Origin of the sequence: Actinoallomurus liliacearum (genome assembly GCF_039542035.1) — a bacterium.
In the GTDB taxonomy this organism is placed as follows: Bacteria; Actinomycetota; Actinomycetes; order Streptosporangiales; family Streptosporangiaceae; genus Actinoallomurus; species Actinoallomurus liliacearum.
In genome coordinates, this window is the sequence record NZ_BAABHJ010000001.1 from 325269 (window position 1) to 341829 (window position 16561).

Sequence of the window (16561 nt, forward strand, 5' to 3'; positions counted from 1 at the left end):
TGGCGGAATCGGCGCCGGCTCCGGTCCTTCCTACGGACGGATCACCCGGTCGGCGACACCACGGCGTCGACCGTGGTGACCGCGCTGGAGATCGACTGTGTGCCCTGCCAGATGGCGCGCAGCCGCCACTTGCCGACCTGTGGTTTCGGCGGGGAGAACTTGTCGCTGAACGTCCCATCGGCCTGCACCTGGACCTGGTGCGAGAACTGCACGCCGTCCGGGCTCAGGTAGTCGACGGTGACGATCTGCCCGGCGAGTCCCGGAATCAATTTGCCGTCGGCGACCAGTTCGGCGTTCTGGTACTGCGTGCCGGTCAGGCTGATCGCGCTCTGCTGCACCGTGTCGACGTCGATGACGACGCCGCCGACGTCCCGATACTCCGTCTGTGTCTGCGGCGCCACCCCCTGGTCGGGGATGGCCGGATTCGTCGTGGTGAAGACCGTTCCGGCCGTGACGTTCAGCCGGTACTGGCGGCCCGCGGAGATATCCGCCGGAAGCGTCACCGTGACCGGCAGATCGCGCGCCTCGCCGTTCTGCAGCAGGATCCGGCTCTGCCCGTCGCCGACCTTCCACTTCGCGCCGTCGGGCAGTGTGCCCGAGGTGTTGATGTAGAAGAGCCGCGGGTTCTGATCCGCCTTGGAGTACTCGTTCACGAGGTGGATGCTGCGCTGGATGACGTTGGCGTCGTGCGGGGCGAACCCGGAGCCGCCGTCCATCCCGGTCTGCGCCTGGAAGTAGTCGAAGTTCTCCTGTGCCAGGTGGCCGGCGTCACTCGTCTCACCCGGCGCCCTCGAGACCTGGACCTGGAGACAGCTGTGGAAGGAGAACGACGTGGCGTCCGGGATCCGGGACGGGTCCACGTTCGGCGTCCACTCGACGTACACGTCGGCGTATCCGCCGGCGGGAATGGCGGTGAGCGCCGGGAAGCCGGCCTCGCTCGCGGACCCGATGTCGCTCCATCCGGTGTCGGGGCCCACTCCGGTGCCGAGCGGGTTGCTGGCCTTGAAATTCACCACGACGTGCTCGGCGGGAGTCGTCCCGACGTTGTGGACGCGTACGTAGACGCGGTTGGGATGGCCGACGCATGGATCGTCGCCGTTGCCCTGCCCGACGTTCCCGTCCGGCGCGGGATAGGCGCCGTACTTGTAGACGCCGTAGCCGTTGCACGAGCTGTCCACCCAGATGTCCCGGGTCTCCCAGGTGTGCATCGGCGCCGTCTGCCACGGCGTGACGTACAACTGGGGATGCCCCGTCATGACGCCTCGCGTGACGACCACGTGAAAGGTGCCGGTCGTGGGGTTCTGCCCGGTCACTTGCACGGTGATGTTGTCGGCGGCGTCGGTGTAGGTGTCGCCGACGTGGAAGAGCGCGTACGGCCAGCAGTACGGGTGTGAGGCGGCCACGGTCGTGCCACCGCCCTGGCACGACATCGCCCGGGAGTCGGAGCGCTCGCGCACGCACCCGCCGGAACCGACGTAGTCGCACGAGTCGATCGGGCGCACCGGCGGGTCGCTCATCTCCGAGACCGAGTGCAGCAGGATGCCCTCATCGAAGATCCCCGGCCCGACGCTGTAGCTGTCCGCCCCGACCCGCCGGCGGGCCTCGACGGTGAGGTACACGCCCGGAGCGATCGGCAGCTTGAGGCCCTGGAGATACGACGTGCTCGACGAGGCCGTCGAGATGGGCGCCAGATCGAAGTTCGTGCTGACCGGGGCGCCGGAGGACGGCGCCGGATCCGAACCGACCTTCGACGGCGGGAGCCATCCGGGGAACACGGCCTTCGTGCCGATCTCAGGGCGCGACAGCCCGTACACGCTCTCGCTGTCGGGGTAGCCACTGTCCATGAGGTCGTAGCCGCTGCTGTACTGGCCGGGATGCCCGTTCCAGTTCCCGCCGAGGACCGTGCCGTCCGCGAGCTCCAGTTGATGGCCTATCTCGTGCGCCCAACCGTTCCACCACACGTGCGACAGCCCCGGCGTGTGGCCGCCCGCCGGCCCGCAGCCGCCCCCGCACTGCTCGAAGTCGTAGGAGTTCTGAACCGTCTGCGTCACACCACCGGCGTGAACCTGCCGCGGGTCGATCGTGAAGTCACCACCCGTACCCGGGCTCAGCACGATGACGCCGTCGAGCCCGGACAGTTGCAGACCCGATCCCGTCGCCGCGCTCACCGCATGCTGGAGGAGGTCGTCACCGACGCCGGTCCAGTAGTGCGCCCGGGTCTGCCAGGACTCGGTGAGAGGCGCCGAGTAGACGCTGACCTGCAAGTTCAGCTGGCCGTTGGAGAGCTGGCCGAAGTAGGTGGACAGCTCCCCGCCCGCCGCCTGCAACTGCGCCGTCGAATAGTCATGATCGGCGGAGTCGGCGTAAGAGACCTGAAGGATCGCCAGCCGGTAGGTTCCGGTCCGCGCTCCGGCAGGCCCTCCCGGCGGGAGGAACATCGCCATGGCGAGCGCCAGCAGCGCCACGGTCACCCAGTGGATCGGTCTCGATCGTACGATCACCCGCATTCCCCTTTGCTGTTGTGTCGGGCCCCCGTCTTCGTACGAATCGTTCTCGATGGTCACGTCGGCAGGCGTGAGTAGGGGATTACTCAATCACCGCGCTCTCGTCGCCGTGCCGCTGCGCGGCCGCCTCCGCTTCCACCGGAGGCGACTGGACGACGCCGTCCCGGTGAACCACGACGGCGCGCCGCTCGCCGACCTCTTCTCCTCCCGGCGCCGCCTCCTCGCGCTGCTTCTCCACGGTTTCGGCGGGCCGGTGGAAGGGCTAGGGGCAACGTCAATCCCATCTAACCGCAAAGGTTATATGGCAGGGAATTATCCATATTGGTGTTGAGTTTCGCCATTGCGTCCGGTTTCAGTGGGAGGCGGGGTGACCAGCGCGACACGCCCTTTACCGCCAGACGAACAGGAAACATCGGTCGTGCGCTGCCCGCGACCGAACCGCAAGGAGGCAGCATGTGTCTCAAACATCGCCTGATACTGGCCACGCCACTACTCGGCGCCGGACTCGTTCTCGGGGGCGCTGAAGCAGCACCGGCGACGACTGTATCCGCGCCTGCGGGCGCGGTCGCGGATTACTTTTCTCAGCGGACCGACAACCCTAGCCCCGAGCCGGATATAGAGACGCAATACCATCGCGGCTACAGCGAGGGCTACGGCGTCGCCGCCAAAGACGCCACTTCCTGCACCATACACAGCAGGCGGTTCAATGGCCCTCCTAATTATCTACTTGGATGGGGAGCCGGATATATCGCCCGCTACTCGGTTGCCTGTCCGAAGGCCTCGAAGCCCGAATTCCGCTTTGTCTGCGGGGCAGGACTGCTCCAGGGTCAAATAGTCGGCGCTCTCCAGGGACCGCCACGCCGGGGCGGCCGGCTTCGGCAGCCAGGTCTCGCCTTCGGTGCCCATCGTGGTCCTCACGTCACAGACCGGACGGGTGGCCGTGGCCTTCTCCGCGTAAGGGAGCCCGCTGGGGTCTCGGCGTCCGACCGTACCGATAAGGCGTCCCACCGCCTGGTCGCGCTCAGAGGCCTCAGGTGAGGTGACGCCGGAGTCGTCCCCGCCTCCCGGTGGGGACGGCTGAACGGCTCCCGATGAGCCTCGACCGCGTCGGCTGGGCCGCGCTTCGCCCGCATCCAGCGCGTCCGCACGGTGTTGGCCCGGGCGAGCTCCACGGCTCGCTCTCATCCGTCCCCCGTAAGACTCTGGACCGCCGGGCACACGCCTCAGGAACTCACAGGCGGCAGTGTCCCCATGGCGCTGAGTCGCAGGAGCTGCATCTTGCCGAAGAAGGCCGGTGCCGGACTATACGTGAGCAGAGAACGCCAAAGCACTCAGCGACAAACGGAGGCTCGGCATGTACAGCTATTGCGACCGATGGGGTAACTGCTACACGCAGACCATGCCGCACGGTGCCCTCCAGTGGGGCCTCACGATCGGCATCGGTATCCCTGTCGTGCTCTTCATCGCGTGGGTCGCGTGGGGGTTGATCAAGGACTTCAGGCGCAAGGGCTTCTGATACGCCTCGGTGTCAACCGATTCCTCAGCGACCCCCGCAACAATCGACTCCCCGGCGGCCTGCGGCTGCCGGGGAGTTCTCCGTCCCGACCCCCGGCGTGCGTACCGAATGCTCGGTGACCGCGATCATGAAAAGGACGAAGACCGCGAACGAGCAGCTCCACCGTGATTTCACCGAGACTTCGGTCCCCGACGGGTCTATCCGGCCGGTCGGGACAAGGGGCCACACGTGAGGCGACGCCGGAGCCGTCCCCACCTCCCCGGTGGGGACGGCTCAACGGCTCCCGGGGAGCCCTGGCACCCGCCGGGCCGTGGCCCGGCGGGGCCCTGTCAGCCCTTCACGCAGATCAGCTGACGCAGGTGGGCGACGACCTCGACCAGGTCGGACTGCGCCTCGATCACCGACTCGATGTCCTTGTACGCGCCCGGGATCTCGTCGATCACCCCGGAGTCCTTCCGGCACTCGACGCCCTTGGTCTGCTCGATCAGGTCGTCCACGGTGAACGAGCGCTTCGCCTGGTTGCGGCTCATCCTCCGGCCCGCGCCGTGCGACGCGGAGTTGAACGCCTTCTCGTTGCCGAGCCCGCGCACGATGTACGTGCCGGTCGCCATCGAGCCCGGGATGATCCCGAGGTCGCCGTCGCCCGCGCGGATGGCGCCCTTACGGGTGACGAGCACTTCGACGTCGTCGTAGACCTCCTCCGCCACGTAGTTGTGGTGGCAGGAGATGATGTCGTCCCAGCGGACCCGCGTGCCCGCGAAGAACCGGGTGACGACGTTCTGCGTGAGGGCCATCATCACGGCGCGGTTGCGCCGCGCGTAGTCCTGCGCCCAGAACAGGTCCCGGCGGTACTCCTCCATCTTCCGGGTGCCGCTGAGGAAGACCGCCAGGTCGCGGTCGGGCAGGTCCTGGTTGTGCGGGAGACGCATCGCGGCCTCGATGTGGTGCTCCGCCAGCTCCTTGCCGATGTTGCGGGAGCCGGAGTGCAGCACGATCCAGACCGAGCCCTCGTCGTCGGCGCACACCTCCAGGAAGTGGTTGCCCGAGCCGAGCGTGCCCAGCTGCGAGGTCGCCTTGCCCCGGCGGGACCGCGCGACCGGCGCCAGCTCGTCGTACCGCTTCCAGAACTCGTACCAGCCGCGTTCCTTCAGCCCGGGGACCGCCGACGGGTCGATCGGCGTCTTGTGCGCGCCACGCCCCACCGGAACGGCCTTCTCGATCTTCGCCCGCAGGCGACCGAGGTCGTCGGGCAGGTCCGCGACGGTGAGGCTGGACTTGACCGCGGTCATCCCGCAGCCGATGTCCACGCCCACCGCGGCCGGCGCCACGGCGTCGCGCATCGCGATCACCGAGCCGACCGTCGCGCCCTTCCCGTAGTGCACGTCGGGCATGACCGCGACGCCGTGCACCCACGGCAGGCTCGAGACGTTGCGCAGCTGGTCGAGCGCGATCGTCTCGACGTCGGCCGGGTCGGTCCACATCCGGATCGGAACGTGGCCGCCCTTCATCGTGCGGTACGGCATCACCATCTCCTCTCCAGATCATCGGTGAGCCGGATCTATGACGCCAGAAAGGCGGTGCCCCGTTCAACCGATTTAATCCCCGATGGGACGTACGCGACGCCGGTCCCCGGTGCGTTCGGTGAGGCCGCGCCGGTCGAGGTGTTCCAGCAGGGGGACGGCGACCCGGCGACTGGTGCCGAGCGCGCGGCGGGCCTCGCTCACCGTGAACGGCTGCGGCAGCCCGGCCAGCAGCCGCGCGGCGTCGGTGTCCGCGCCGGGCAGCAGGACGACGCCATCGGCGATCTTGAGCAGCACGCCCGCGCGTACGGCGGCGGCCAGGGCGCGGCCGGTGAGGCCCAGCTCCGCGAGCCGGCCGGCCTCCGGGGCGCGGAACGGCTCCTTCTCGAGGTCGTCGCGCAGCCGCCGCACCGCGCCGGCCACCGGCGCCGGCAGGCTCGCCGCAGCAGGGCCCCGGACCCGGCCCCCCTCCAGGCGGAGCGGAGGGCGGGCCAGCGCGTCCACCAGGCGCCGGTCGGGCAGGTCCAGCAGGGCGCGCGCCGCCTCGACCGGGAGGCCCGGGTCGAGCGGGTCGGCGGCGTCGTGGCGCTCCACCGCCTCGGCCAGCATGCGGCGCAGCTCCGCCCAGCGCTCCGGGTCGGCCAGCCAGTCACCGGCGACCGGCTCGGCCTCTGCGGCGACGCCCATGGCGAGAAGGTCGGGGACCCGGATCAGGCCGTAGCGACGCAGCAGCGCTTCGGCGTCCGGAACGCCGGCCGCCAGCTCGCGGGCGCGGTCCGCCGCGGCGCCCCGCCGCCGCAGCGCCGGGGGCCGTACGTCGAGGACGGTCACTCCGGCGACGCGCCGGGCGCCGGGGTCGCGCAGGAGCGCGCGGTCACCGATGTGCAGCGGCAGCGGCCGGGTCAGCGCGAGCCGTGCCGTGTCCTCCCCGAGCGGACGCAGGCGTACGGGGACGGCGGCGGAGCCGACGTGCAGTACCGGCTCGCGGGGCAACGAGGACGTCTCGGCGCCGTGCACGCGCACGTCGACGAGGTCGGTGACGGTCCACTCGTCGCTCGTCAGCGCCATGCCGCGGGCGACCTCGTCGCGGTCGACGCCGCGCAGGTTGATCGCGACGCGGGAGACGGCCGAGACGGTCTCGGCGGTCTCCTTCAGCGTCTGCAGGGCCCGGACGCGTACGGGACGGCCGTCGAGCCGCAGCTCGGCGCCGACCCGGATCGTCCCGGCGGGCAGGGTGCCGGTGACCACCGTGCCGCTGCCCTTGATCGTGAACGCCCGGTCGACCCAGACCCGTACGGGCGCCGTCGCGTCGGGCGCGGGCAGCCGTGCGACGAGCCGGTCGAGGGCGTCCCGCAGCGCGGGCAGGCCCGCGCCGGTGGCGCCGCTCACCGTGACCGTCTCGACCCGGCCCAGGCCGGTACGGGCGATCTCGGCCGCCGCCTCGTCGCGCGCGGCGGCGGGGTCGGCGAGGTCGGCGCGGGTGACGACGAGCAGTCCGTGGCGGACGCCGAGGGCGTCGATCGCCGCGAGGTGCTCGGCGGACTGCGGCATCCAGCCCTCGTCGGCGGCGATCACGAACATCACCGCGGGCACCGGACCGACCCCGGCCAGCATCGTGGTGACGAACCGCTCGTGGCCCGGCACGTCGACGAGCGCGATCCGGTCTCCCGACGGGAGCGTCGTCCAGGCGTACCCGAGGCCGATGGTCATGCCGCGACGGCGTTCCTCGGCCCAGCGGTCCGGCTCCATCCCGGTCAGCGCCCGTACGAGCGTGGACTTGCCGTGGTCGACGTGGCCGGCGGTGGCGATCACGTGCACGGGCGCTCCTCCCCCGCCGCGACCGCCCGCTCGATCCGCCGGACCAGCTCGGCGTCGTCGAGGTCGGCGGGAACGGTGCGCAGGTCCAGGAGCAGGCGGCCGGACTCCAGCCGCCCGACGACCCCGGACTCGCGGAGCGGAACGGCGTACGACGCGGGCAGGCTGACGGCCGCGCTGGGCAGCTCGACGCCGGGCGCTCCCCCGCCGCCGACCCGGGCGGTCGACTCGACGGCCAGGGCGTCGTGCTCGGGAAGCCGCTTGGCGAGCCGCTCGGCCCGCTGCCGCAGGGCGCGGACGTCGGCGTGCAGGGCCTCCTCGGTGGGCGTGCGGGGGCCTCGGACGGTGGCCTCGAGCGCCGCGAGGGTCAGCTTGTCGACGCGGAGCGCGCGGGCGAGAGGGTGGCGCCGCAGGCGTTCGATCAGGTCGGCGCGGCCGAGGAGCACACCGGCCTGCGGGCCGCCCAGCAGCTTGTCGCCGCTGGCGGTGACGAGGTCGGCGCCCTCCCGCAGGACGGTGGCGGCGTCCGGCTCATCGGGCAGGACCGGCTCCGGGGCCAGCAGCCCGGAGCCGATGTCGACGACGACCGGGACGCCGAGCCCGGCGAGCTCGCGCACCGGCGCCTGCGCGGTGAAGCCCTCGATCCGGAAGTTGGACGGGTGGACCTTCAGCACGAACCCGGTCTCGGGGCCGAGCGCGGCCGCGTAGTCGGCGGCGGTCGTGCGGTTGGTCGTGCCGACCTCGCGGAGCCGCGCGCCGGTCGAGACGAGCAGGTCGGGGAGGCGGAAACCGTCCCCGATCTCCACCATCTCGCCGCGGCTGATGACGATCTCCCGGTCGCGGGCGAGGGCGGTGGCGGCCAGGACGAGGGCGGCGGCGTTGTTGTTGACCACGTGGACCGCCTCGGCCGCCGGGCACGCCTCCGCGAGGGCCGCCAGGGCGCCGCGGCCACGCCGGCTCCGGCGCCCCGTGGCCAGGTCGTACTCCACGTCCGTGCAGCCGCCGGCGGCGAGCACCGCCTCGCGGGCGGCCGCGGACAGCGGCGCGCGACCCAGGTTGGTGTGCAGGAGGACGCCCGTCGCGTTGATCACCGGCCGCAGCGTCGCGGCGTGCGCCGGCAGGGACGCCAGGGCCGCGTCGGCGACGCCTTCGGGGGCGATCTCGCCGCGCCGCGCGCGCTCCTGCGCCGCCGCGACGGCCGACTTCACGATGCCGCGCCCCAGCCGGAGGGTCGCCTCGGCGAACCTCGGGTCGGCGAGCACGGTGTCCGTACGCGGCACCCGGCGTCGAGAGTCCATGGCAGAAACCTATGACCAGCGCGACCCCGGACGCCAAGGCGGCTCGGCCTCAGCCGTCGGTCTCCCTGCCACGGTCAGCGAGCCCTCCGTGCCTCCCAGCGGCGCGGGAATGCGCGAAGATCGTCCGGTGACCGTACTGCTGAGCCGCGTCGACCTGGAGACCGTTCTCGACCCTCAGGCCTGCCTGGAGGCGCTCCGCGCCGGGTTCATGGCGTCCCCCGGTCCGGTCCGGCCGCAGCGCGTCCGCACGGACCTGCCCGGGCCCGGGACCGCGACCGCGCTCATCCCCGGCCTCATCGACGGGGTGCCGGCCTACACCGTGAAGGTCAACGCCAAGTTCCCGGGCGCGACGCCCGCGTTGCGGGGTGTCGTCTGCCTGCACGACCTGCGGACCGGCGAACTGCTCGCGCTGCTCGACTCGGCGACCGTGACCGCGTGGCGCACCGGCCTGGCCGCGGCGCTGGGCACGGACGCGCTCGCCCGGCCGGACGCGGACACGGTCGCGGTCATCGGGGCAGGGGCCCAGGCCGACCTGGTGGTCACCGGCCTGCGCCGCCTCCGGCCGATCCGCGACCTGGTCGTCACCGACCTCGACGCCGAGCGGGCCGCCGCGTTCGCCGCCCGCCACGGTGGCCGGGCGGTGCCGGCGGAGGCCGGCGGGACCGGCCGCGGCGTCCCGCCCGGCGTCGCGGAAGCGGCCGTGATCGTGACCGCGACCTGGTCGAGGACGCCGCTGCTGCACGCCGGCGACGTCGGTCCGGGTACGCACGTCACCTCCCTCGGCGCGGACGAACCGGGCAAGGCGGAACTGTCGGCCGACCTGCTGTGGGCGAGCCGTACGTTCGTGGACGACCTCGACCTCGCCGTCGCGATGGGAGCGCTCGGCAACGCGGGCCTCGGCCCGGACGTCGCCGCCGGCGTGATCTCGGAAGTGCTGCGGGGCGCCGCCCCGGGGCGTACGGAACCGTCCGAGGTGACCGTCTACGCGCCCGTCGGCCTGCCGTGGCAGGACCTGGCGCTGAGCTGGGCGGCCTACCGGGCCGCGGAATCGGCCCCGCGGTTCGACTTCCTCGGCTGAGCGCTCGGCGTCACGCGGGGCGGCCTCGGTCGGACTCGCGGCGTTCGGCGCCGAACCGGAGGAAGTCGTCGACCATCCGGTGGCAGAGCGCCGCCAGGCGGTGCCGGTCCTCGTCGGACCAGTCGGCGAGCGCGTCGGACATCCAGCGCCGTCCCACGGCGCGAATGCACTCGACGGCGTCGGCGCCCTTGGCGGTGATCCGCACCCGCTGGGCCCGGCGGTCGTCCGGGTCCGGAACGCGCTCGACGAAATCCGCGCGCTCCAGCCGCTGCACCTGCCGGGTCACGTGCGGCGCCTCCACGCCGAGCAGCGTGGCCAGCTCCCCCAGCCGTAGCGGCGCGGACGCGTCGGCAAGTGCGCGCAGGAACGGCGCGCTCGCCCGGTCCACGGCCACGCCGGCCTCATCGATCGTCCGGTCGTGCTCCTTGGCGCGGCTGAGCAGGTGGGATATCCGGCTCAAGGCCCGTTCGAGTTCGGCCATGTCGTCGGGCGGAGGCATGTCATCCAGCATATTCATTGATTGCTTACCTTAATTAAGTAAGTCATCATGAGCGGCGAGATCACAACCTAAGGAGAGTCCCCCGATGGTCGACGTCGCCGTCTCGTCGCGTGAGAGCGGGGAGCAGACGCACACCGGATTGACCCTTTTGGCCCTCGCCACCGCCGGCATGGTCGCGTCCGTACAGCAGACGCTGGTGCTCCCCCTGCTGCCGGCGCTGATGCGTCACTTCGACGCGTCCGTCAGCGCGGTGACCTGGGTTTTCACCGCATCGCTGCTGGCCGGCGCGGTGGCCACCCCCCTGCTGTCGCGACTGGGCGACATGTACGGGAAGAAGAACCTCATCATCATCGCGATGGGGCTGCTGGTCGTCGGCTCCACGATCTGCGCGCTGTCGAACTCGCTCGGTGTCCTCATCGTCGGGCGAGCGCTGCAGGGCACGTCGTCCGCCCTGATCCCGCTGGCCATCGGCATGATCCGGGACACCTTCCCGCGGGAGAAGGTCACCTCGGGGATCGGCATCGTCAGCGCCACCATGGGCGTCGGCGGCAGCATCGGCATGATAGTCACCGGGCTGATCGCCGACCACACCAGCAGCTACCGCCCGGAGTTCTGGATCGCCACGGGGGCGGCCGGGGTCGGACTCGTGCTGGTCGCGCTGAGCGCGCGGGACGTCGGCGTCCGCGTCGGCGGGCGGCCGGACATCCCGGGCGCGGTGTTCCTCGCCGGTCTCCTCGTGTGCCTGCTGCTGGCGATCAGCGAGGGCAACGACTGGGGCTGGTCCTCCGCCGGCGTGCTCGGCCTGTTCGGCGCGACGGTGGTCCTGGCGGCCGTCTGGGTCGTCATCGAGCTGCACGTCGACCAGCCGCTGGTCCGGCTGAACCTCCTGGTCGGCCGTCAGTCGCTGTCGGCGAACGCCGCCTCGCTCCTGCTCGGGTTCGCGATGTTCGCGGCGTTCACCCTCATCTCGAACTTCGTGCAGACTCCCAAGGCGATCGGCTACGGCCTCGGCGGCTCCGTGCTCGACGTGGGCCTGTACATGTTGCCCAGCACGTTCACCATGTTCGTCTGCTCGGCGCTCTCGGGGCGGATCGCCGGCCGGATCGGCGCGGCGTACACCCTGGCCATCGGATCGGTGGGCGCCGGGCTGAGCTACCTCTGGCTGGCCGTGTCACACGGGCACGGGTTCGACATGCTGGGCTTCAGCGCCGTGCAGGGCATCGGCGTCGGGGTGGCGTACGCCGCGCTGGGCACCCTCGCGGTGCAGCACGTGCCGATGGACCAGAGCGGCATCGCCAGCGGCATCAACTCTCTCGTCCGGACGGCGGGCGGCAGCGTCTCCGGCGCGGTCACCGCCGCGGTGCTGACCGGGCAGACGATCCCGGGAACGCCGGGCGTCCCGACCGAACACGCGTACGTCGTGTGCTTCGTGATCGCGACGATCGGCGCGGTGCTGGCGGCCGTCGTGGCGGTGCTGCACGGCGTCCGGCACAAGTCGGCCCCCCACGCGGTCGAGGCTCTCGAGATCTCTTGACCTCGATCCGGAGACCCGATCCGGAAACCCCGAACGGTCCACTTCCTCCGCCACGCCGCAAAGGAAGTGGACCGTCATCACTGCTATTTCACGCACAATCGCTCACAATATTGCTATTGCGAGCGATCCAACTTATTAGTCGTTGTTCAGTTGTGGCGCTACTCCGCCGCCCGAGCCGTGTCGTCCTCCGACGCGGCCGCCGGCACCGTCGCGACCTCGACACATGCACCGTTGGCCATGCTGCGAGATCCTTTGCGCCAGATGACGCCGGGATGCCTGATTGCCTGATCCATCATTATCACCCCCTTCCGTTTTCGGCTAAGAACCCCACGCATCCCGGGCGATCCTGGAGATCAGATCCATGGATTCCGCAGGCGCGAGCGCCTCTGCGCTGAGTCGCTCGAAACTGAGCCGATGCCGGTAGGTCTCGGTCTCTTCTTCGAGATACGAGCAGCCGTTCTGATGCTCGATATAGATGACGTCGTGGAACTTGATTCCCCCGACTTGCGGGAACTGCAGAAGCGTGAAGGACCCCGTGGTGATCGGATGGGGCCCATCAAGTGGAAGCACTTGGAGCGTGACGTTGGGCAACTCGGCCAACTCCAGAAGGCGCTCGAGCTGCTCGCCCATCACGCTCGCGTCTCCGAAGCGGCGGAGCAGGGTGGCCTCGTCCAGGACGAGGGACAGCCGCAGCGGCGTCTCTCGGGTGAGCACGGACTGGCGCGCCAGCCGAGCCTCCACGCGCGCGTCGACCCGGCTCGGCGGGATCACCTCGATCGAGTGCGACCCCTGCTCGACGGCCAGGGCGTACGCCTCCGTCTGCAGCAGGCCGGGCACGACCTGGGTCTCCCACTGGAGGATCTCCTCCGCCTCCATCTCGAGACCGATATAGGAGGCGTACGGCTCGGGGAGAGCGTCGGAATACGCCTCCCACCAGCCCTTTCGACCCGCGTCCCGGGCCAACTGGAGCAGTTGGTCCCGGTACGTACCTTCGACACCATAGAGGTCCAGCAAGCTCCTCACGTCTCCCAGACGGGGGGCTTGGCGGGCATTCTCGATACGACTGACCTTCGAGGCCGACCATCCGAGTCGGTCGGCGACGTCATCACCGGTCAGTTCGGCTCTTTCGCGGAGGCGGCGCAACTCCGTGGCCAGTCTGCGGTTACGAACCGTGCCACTTCCGGGCCCGGGCACCTTGTTCCTCCCCAGCCGACCGGCGAGACCTCACCGGTCGTGCGCTACCACTCGGCATAACCGTTATAGAGGTCGGCCGTAATAGTGTCAAGAAATTGCCGTCACAACATTTAGTGAAACTTGCGACGCAATATACCTTAGCGGACGCCGCACGGCGAGTCGGATCGTCCGGTTGGACGATCCGACTCTTACCCCGCATACATAGCAGCCCATCTGCCCGTTCGGCCCAACAGCGCCCATCTTGTGACGCTACCCACATCGCCTCCGGTCAGGCGTCCTGAGGTTCGTCCGCGAGGTATGGCGGAGCGGGCTCGTACTGGATGTATCTGCGGACGGCCCGGGCGTGCTCCCTGCCGTGCAGCCGGCCGATCAGCCACAGCGCCATGTCGATGCCGGCCGAGACGCCCTGGCTGGTGACGAGGTTCCCGTCGACGACGTAGCGCGCGTCGCGTACGACCGTGATGTCGCCCCGCGCCTGCAGCGTGTCCTCGAAGGCATGGTGCGTCGCCACCCGGCGGCCACGTGCGTGCCCCGCCTCGTGCAGGAGGAGCGCGCCGGTGCAGACCCCCGTGACCCAGGAGGCGTCGGTTCGCGCGATCCAGTCGATCAGCGCCGGGTTGGACACCTCACGACGGGTGCCCTGGCCGCCCGGCACCAGCAGGACGTCCAGCGGCGGATGGTCGCCGAAGGAATGGTCGGCCAGCACCCTGAGCCCCTTGCCGCAGCGCACCGGGCCGGACCTCTCGGCGATGGTCACCGCGGTGTCGGCGCCGTCGCGGAGCATGGAGGAGGCGGTGAACACCTCCCACGGCCCCACGACGTCCAGCTCCTCCGCGCCGTCGAACACCAGCAGTCCATAAGTGGTCACGCACACTCCCTTGTCGATCGGAAACGGTCCCGGTAGTCGGACGGGGGAACGCCGACGTGCCGGTGGAACGCCCGGCGCAGCGTCTCGGCGGTTCCGAAGCCGCACCGCCGGGCGATGACCTCGACCGGGTCGTCCCCCTCGGCGAGCGCACGGCGCGCCGCCTCCACCCGGACCCGTTCGACGTACGCCGCCGGTGGCACGCCGAGCTCGGCGGTGAACCGGCGTTGCAGGTGACGGGGGCTCAGCCCGGCCCTCGCCGCCAGGTCCCCGATGCCGTGCCGCGCCCCCGGCGCCGCGTGCACCGCGTCCACGACGACGCGGATCGGGTCGCTCGACGGCTGTGCCGACCACAGCGGAACACTGAACTGCGACTGACTTCCGGGCCTGCGCAGGAACATGACGAGTTCCCGCGCCACCTCATGGGCGGCGTCCCTCCCGAGATCCTCCTCGACGAGGGCGAGCGCCAGGTCCATGCCCGCCGTCACCCCCGCGGACGTCCAGAACCTGCCGTCCCGGATAAAGATCGGATCGCAGTCGACGATCAGCTCCGGATGCTCGGCGGCGAGCTGGTCGCGGCGCTTCCAGTGGGTCGTCACCCGCCGGCCGTCCAGCAGGCCCGCCGCCGCCAGCAGGAGGGCCCCGCTGCAGACGGAGGCGACACGCCGGGCCACGGCCCCGGCCGCCGCGATCCAGCCGACCAGCGCGGAGTCGAGCCCTGCCGCGTCGACGCCCGTACCGCCCACCACGACGAGCGTGTCCACGCCGGCGGGGTCCACGTCGCCGACCCCGTACTCCGCGTGGACGGGCAGACCGCTGCCGGAGCGTACGAGCCCGGCCCGCGTCGCGATGATCCGCGACCGGTACCCGGCGTCGGCGAACACCTCGTGCGGTCCGGCGAGGTCCAGCGGCTGGAAGCCGTCGAAGATGACGAAGCAGATCCGGGGGACGTCCACGGCTCCAGGCTCGCCGGTCCCGCGTGATGGCGTCAACGACACGTACCCCACGGATCACGTCATCGGTCCGCCGATGAGCCGTACCCGGTACCGTCGGGACGGTGATCGTCTCCAGGAGCCCCGCACCTGAACCACCACAGACGATGAGCGATCCGGCGGAGTTGCTCGCCGCGTATCTCGACTTCTACCGCGACGCCGTCCTGCGCAAGCTGGAGGGACTGTCCCCGCCGCAACTGCGGACCAGCGTGCTGCCCAGCGGGTGGACGCCTCTGGAACTGCTGAAACACCTGGCCCACGTCGAGCGGCGATGGCTGTGCTGGGGCTTCGCCGGGGAGCCGGTCCGGGAGCCCTGGGGCGACGACGGACCGGATGGCCGGTGGCACGTCGCCGACGGCGAGAGCGCCGAGGAGGTCACGGCGTTCTTTCTCGAGCAGTGCCGGCGGTCGCGGGAGATCGTCGCGGTGGCGCGACTCTCCGATGTGGCGTCCGGATCGGGCCGGTTCACGCCGCCGGCCGTCCGGCCGACGCTGGGCCGGATCCTGTTCCACCTGCTGCAGGAGTACGCGCGGCACGTCGGGCAACTCGACGTGGCCCGGGAGCTGATCGACGGATCGGTCGGCGAGTGATCCGGGCGCCGCAGGTCCTGGACCGCGGCGGCGCAGGCCGTTGACCCCGGCGGTGCCGCTAGCGGTTGACCGGGCGCCCGCGGGCGCTGTTCAGGGCGCCGTGGGGTGCCCCGGAACGAGCTCCGGCTGGTCGAGCACGATCCCCTCCTGACGCCACAGCCGCCGTACGTCGTCCCGCAGGCGGGCGTCGGCGCGGGTACGGGCGACGAACTCCTCCGGGGTACGGGCGCCGGTCAGCCGGACCAGGCGGGGAGACGCCGCGAGGAGCCCGGCCAGCAGGTCGGGCTGTCCGGCGAGGCGGATCGGGACGCCGCCCGCGTCGGTCAGGCAGCCGTGCCGCCCGGCGTACAGGTGACAGCCGAGCGGGCCGAGGCCGGGCAGTGCGACGGTCACCGGCGCCGGTGGCCGCACCCGGTGGTAGTTCGGCTCCGTACGATCGACGGCGGTGAGCTGCTCGTCGTCCAGCCACAGGACGAGGAGCTCGGTGCTCGCGCCGGGTGCCAGCACCGGGACGGCCGGCACGTACCCGGGCCGGCTCACGTGCGCGGACGCCCCGGTGGTCAGCCCGGACACGTGGGCGTACGTCATCGGGACGACCGGGCGCGTCCGCCCCGCCAGTTTCCGGGCGATCTGGGCCGGTGAGGCGTTCGACCCGACGGCCAGCACCGGCCGGCGGTCGGCCATGACCGGGCGGCCACAGGCGCGCAGCGCCTCGTCCAGCGGGACCTCCGCCCCGCCGAACACGTGCGGCGGCACCGCCGACGCGTCGAGGACCCAGTGCCCGGGTGGGGGCTGCGGGGCCGGCGGAGTCGCCGGACTCGCGCCGGCGTCGGCCGCGACGGGGACCGGTCGGCCGCGCGGCCGGGCCGGCGGCGGAGTGACGGGCGGTGGGGGCGTCACGCGCAGGTCGAGGAAGCATCCGTCGACCAGGAGCCCGGATCCGGGCGGCCGCCGGCCGGGATAGGTGAGCGGCCGGGCGATGGGGTCCTCGGCGTAGCCGAGAGCACGCAGCTCGCGTCCGGGGGCGGTGACGGGCCGGAACACAGGGTCCGGGGAACGGCCTGATCCGTGATGCACGGCTCTCCTGCCGCCGCCCGCTGTCGGCCGGGGGCGCGCGGCTCGGGGGTCGGGGGTCGGTCTCCCCCGATGCTACGCC

At 71.4% G+C, this 16561-nt stretch carries 15 protein-coding genes; 4 read left to right on the top strand and 11 right to left on the bottom strand.

Annotated elements, in window-relative coordinates:
• Positions 1-41 precede the first annotated feature (41 nt).
• Together ABD978_RS01560 and ABD978_RS01565 are read right to left on the bottom strand one after the other, a co-directional pair.
• Entirely contained in the window at positions 42-2501 is a 2460-nt protein-coding gene (locus ABD978_RS01560; protein ID WP_345346948.1) for a hypothetical protein, read from the bottom strand.
• 85 nt (positions 2502-2586) lie between these two features.
• Complete coding sequence (locus tag ABD978_RS01565) at positions 2587-2742, bottom strand: hypothetical protein (RefSeq protein ID WP_345346951.1); 156 nt, start codon at positions 2740-2742, stop codon at positions 2587-2589.
• 1116 nt (positions 2743-3858) lie between these two features.
• Here ABD978_RS01565 and ABD978_RS01570 point away from each other — a divergent pair.
• On the top strand, positions 3859-4020 hold the full coding sequence (locus ABD978_RS01570; RefSeq protein WP_345346954.1) for a hypothetical protein: 162 nt from the start codon (positions 3859-3861) through the stop codon (positions 4018-4020).
• Between the two features lie 329 nt (positions 4021-4349).
• Here the strand turns inward: ABD978_RS01570 and ABD978_RS01575 are convergent, their stop codons facing one another.
• From ABD978_RS01575 to selA, 3 genes are all read right to left on the bottom strand, one after another.
• Entirely contained in the window at positions 4350-5543 is a 1194-nt protein-coding gene (locus tag ABD978_RS01575; RefSeq protein WP_345346957.1) for an RtcB family protein, read from the bottom strand.
• A 72-nt stretch (positions 5544-5615) separates the two neighbouring features.
• On the bottom strand, positions 5616-7358 hold the full coding sequence (gene selB, locus ABD978_RS01580; RefSeq protein ID WP_345346960.1) for a selenocysteine-specific translation elongation factor: 1743 nt from the start codon (positions 7356-7358) through the stop codon (positions 5616-5618).
• Entirely contained in the window at positions 7349-8653 is a 1305-nt protein-coding gene (gene selA, locus ABD978_RS01585; protein WP_345346963.1) for an L-seryl-tRNA(Sec) selenium transferase, read from the bottom strand. Before selA ends, selB begins: the two co-directional genes overlap by 10 nt.
• A gap of 127 nt (positions 8654-8780) precedes the next feature.
• Here selA and ABD978_RS01590 point away from each other — a divergent pair, with 127 nt between their 5' ends.
• Positions 8781-9731 (top strand): ornithine cyclodeaminase family protein, encoded by a 951-nt coding sequence (locus ABD978_RS01590; protein WP_345346966.1) that lies wholly within the window; start codon positions 8781-8783, stop codon positions 9729-9731.
• Between the two features lie 10 nt (positions 9732-9741).
• Here the strand turns inward: ABD978_RS01590 and ABD978_RS01595 are convergent, their stop codons facing one another.
• Positions 9742-10230 (bottom strand): MarR family winged helix-turn-helix transcriptional regulator, encoded by a 489-nt coding sequence (locus tag ABD978_RS01595; RefSeq protein ID WP_345346969.1) that lies wholly within the window; start codon positions 10228-10230, stop codon positions 9742-9744.
• An 85-nt stretch (positions 10231-10315) separates the two neighbouring features.
• On the opposite strand from ABD978_RS01595, the gene ABD978_RS01600 reads away from it, so the two are divergent.
• The gene (locus ABD978_RS01600; RefSeq protein WP_345346972.1) at positions 10316-11764 is read left to right on the top strand and encodes an MFS transporter; all 1449 of its coding nucleotides are present in this window, start codon (positions 10316-10318) and stop codon (positions 11762-11764) included.
• Between the two features lie 158 nt (positions 11765-11922).
• Here the strand turns inward: ABD978_RS01600 and ABD978_RS43705 are convergent, their stop codons facing one another.
• From ABD978_RS43705 to ABD978_RS01615, 4 genes are all read right to left on the bottom strand, one after another.
• Positions 11923-12099, bottom strand: a complete 177-nt coding sequence (locus tag ABD978_RS43705) for a DUF397 domain-containing protein (RefSeq protein ID WP_425550657.1) — start codon at positions 12097-12099, stop codon at positions 11923-11925.
• Positions 12083-12958 carry a helix-turn-helix domain-containing protein gene (locus ABD978_RS01605; RefSeq protein ID WP_345346975.1) on the bottom strand — a complete coding sequence of 292 codons (876 nt, stop codon included), beginning with the start codon at positions 12956-12958 and terminating at the stop codon, positions 12083-12085. The genes ABD978_RS43705 and ABD978_RS01605 overlap by 17 nt, the downstream gene beginning before the upstream one ends.
• A gap of 268 nt (positions 12959-13226) precedes the next feature.
• Positions 13227-13826 (bottom strand): DJ-1/PfpI family protein, encoded by a 600-nt coding sequence (locus ABD978_RS01610; RefSeq protein WP_345346978.1) that lies wholly within the window; start codon positions 13824-13826, stop codon positions 13227-13229.
• Positions 13823-14779 carry a GlxA family transcriptional regulator gene (locus ABD978_RS01615; protein ID WP_345346981.1) on the bottom strand — a complete coding sequence of 319 codons (957 nt, stop codon included), beginning with the start codon at positions 14777-14779 and terminating at the stop codon, positions 13823-13825. The genes ABD978_RS01610 and ABD978_RS01615 overlap by 4 nt, the downstream gene beginning before the upstream one ends.
• Positions 14780-14880: 101 nt before the next feature.
• Between ABD978_RS01615 and ABD978_RS01620 the strand changes: the two genes are divergently transcribed.
• Complete coding sequence (locus ABD978_RS01620; RefSeq protein ID WP_345346984.1) at positions 14881-15405, top strand: DinB family protein; 525 nt, start codon at positions 14881-14883, stop codon at positions 15403-15405.
• Between the two features lie 90 nt (positions 15406-15495).
• On the opposite strand, the gene ABD978_RS01625 is transcribed toward ABD978_RS01620, so the two are convergent.
• Positions 15496-16482 (bottom strand): hypothetical protein, encoded by a 987-nt coding sequence (locus ABD978_RS01625; RefSeq protein WP_345346987.1) that lies wholly within the window; start codon positions 16480-16482, stop codon positions 15496-15498.
• Positions 16483-16561 lie beyond the last annotated feature (79 nt).

Excerpts from the sequence above, each read along its gene's own strand:
- ABD978_RS01570 (WP_345346954.1), top strand. The coding sequence starts at position 3,859 with ATGTACAGCTATTGCGACCGATGGGGTAACTGCTACACGCAGACCATG.
- ABD978_RS01575 (WP_345346957.1), bottom strand. The coding sequence starts at position 5,543 with ATGCCGTACCGCACGATGAAGGGCGGCCACGTTCCGATCCGGATGTGG.
- selA (WP_345346963.1), bottom strand. The coding sequence starts at position 8,653 with ATGGACTCTCGACGCCGGGTGCCGCGTACGGACACCGTGCTCGCCGAC.
- ABD978_RS01595 (WP_345346969.1), bottom strand. The coding sequence starts at position 10,230 with ATGCCTCCGCCCGACGACATGGCCGAACTCGAACGGGCCTTGAGCCGG.
- ABD978_RS01600 (WP_345346972.1), top strand. The coding sequence starts at position 10,316 with ATGGTCGACGTCGCCGTCTCGTCGCGTGAGAGCGGGGAGCAGACGCAC.
- ABD978_RS43705 (WP_425550657.1), bottom strand. The coding sequence starts at position 12,099 with ATGCGTGGGGTTCTTAGCCGAAAACGGAAGGGGGTGATAATGATGGAT.